Raw genomic sequence first — 1652 nt, 5'->3', positions numbered from 1 at the left:
TGGAAGGCACAGTGATCACACCGACCCTGACGCGTCTGAACCCCGAGCATGTGCTGCCGCCACGCCCGGAAGTGGTGACGATCCGGGTGAGCTACAGCCCGATGCTGCCCAGCGATCAGATCAAGGTGCACATCATCGGTGCTGCGGGGCTCGGCACACCGGATATTCCAAGCAAACCCGGTATCCCGGAGCCGGGGGAAAACTATGTCAGCTTTACCGTCGCCAACTACTTTGTCGGCGCCAATCTCGGCATGAACTGCCAGGTGTTTTATGACGTGCTACGCGACCATGCCTCAACCACCTCAACAGAGCTGACCCTGCAGGTGCAAGACCTGCCGGCGCAGGAGCTGGATCTGGTACGGATTCCAGAAGCGGTGGGGGACCAGGTTGAAACCCACAAGGCCTACACCGTGCGGGTGGACGGCTGGTCGTTCATGAGACCGGGGCAGGCCATGTGGATTGATCTGCTCAGCAGCAGCAATTATGCGCTGCGGATAAGCCTGCCCGTCAGTAACGAAGAGTTCAACGCCCGGCGGATCAGCATGCCGATACCGGCCACTTACCTGCGCAGCCTGCATGAAGGCGACACGCTGAGAGTGAAGGTATTGGCGTCGCTGGATGGCACGGGGAACAAGTCTTCGGCGAGGTCGTTGGAGATTTCGCCGCCGTATAGTGTGAAGAGAGCGTCGGGGGTCATTATTGGGACAATCGCTGTCGGGAAGCAACCAGTCCACTTGGCTCTCAACAAAGATAATACCCGGCTGTACGTTGGTAATGTTGGTAGCATGACAATGTCGGTAATAGATACCGAAAGCCTATCGGTCGCTCACACTATTAATCTCGACGCAGCACCATCAGGTGTAGCAGTTCACCCATCAGGCGAATTGGTTTATGTAATTTTTACTCACACGATAAAAGTTATCGAAACCAAAAGCTACCAAACCGTCAAGATAATCAGTATTTATCCATATGGATCTGCACTATGTCTAAACCCATCCGGATCACGACTCTTCTCTCTATACAACCAAGCCTGGTCCAGTGGCTACAACACAATAGACACATTAACCGACACTTATATATCAAGACATGAGATCGCCATAGTTTACGCACTTACAATCAACCCACTTGGAAATCGTCTTTACATAACTGGACCAAACACCACAATTGCGATAGACCTCGCCACCAATACTGTCCTCAGCCGTTACAACAACCCGGCCACCACGCAGGGGATTGCCTACAACGCTCATGATGACTCCCTCTACGTGGCCGCTACTGGAAACACCGCTACCGCAGGCAATGTAAACATCCTAGATGCTCGCACTAACACCCTAACACTGATTAAAACTATCAGCGGCTTTAATCGACCTTGGTGGGTGGCAATCAACCCAGTAAGCCCGCGAGCTTATGTCACAGAGAATTCCGGAAACACAGTTAAAGTCATTAATACCTCATCACAGGAGATTATTGCTACTCTGGCACCATTCGATCAGCCTAAAGAAATTGTTGTAACCTCTGACGGACGCCAGGCATTCGTCGCTAACGCAGGAGGTGACACCATAACTGTTTTCGATACGTAAGCTCTTAATAGGCGCAACGCTAAATTAACAATAGCCGATACAAGCGCTCTCAATAAAAATGCCCCGTAGCAATAC

The 1652-nt window shown here is 51.8% G+C and carries 1 protein-coding gene; it reads left to right on the top strand.

The features are described from left to right. Positions 1–1577 (top strand): YncE family protein (locus IQK56_RS20600; protein ID WP_206691910.1); only part of this gene is annotated, 1577 nt, incomplete at its 5' end. Positions 1578–1652: the final 75 nt, after the last annotated feature.

Source organism: Pseudomonas cyclaminis (genome assembly GCF_015163715.1).
Classification (GTDB): Bacteria; Pseudomonadota; Gammaproteobacteria; order Pseudomonadales; family Pseudomonadaceae; genus Aquipseudomonas; species Aquipseudomonas cyclaminis.
This window is presented reverse-complemented; position numbering and strand designations above follow the sequence as displayed.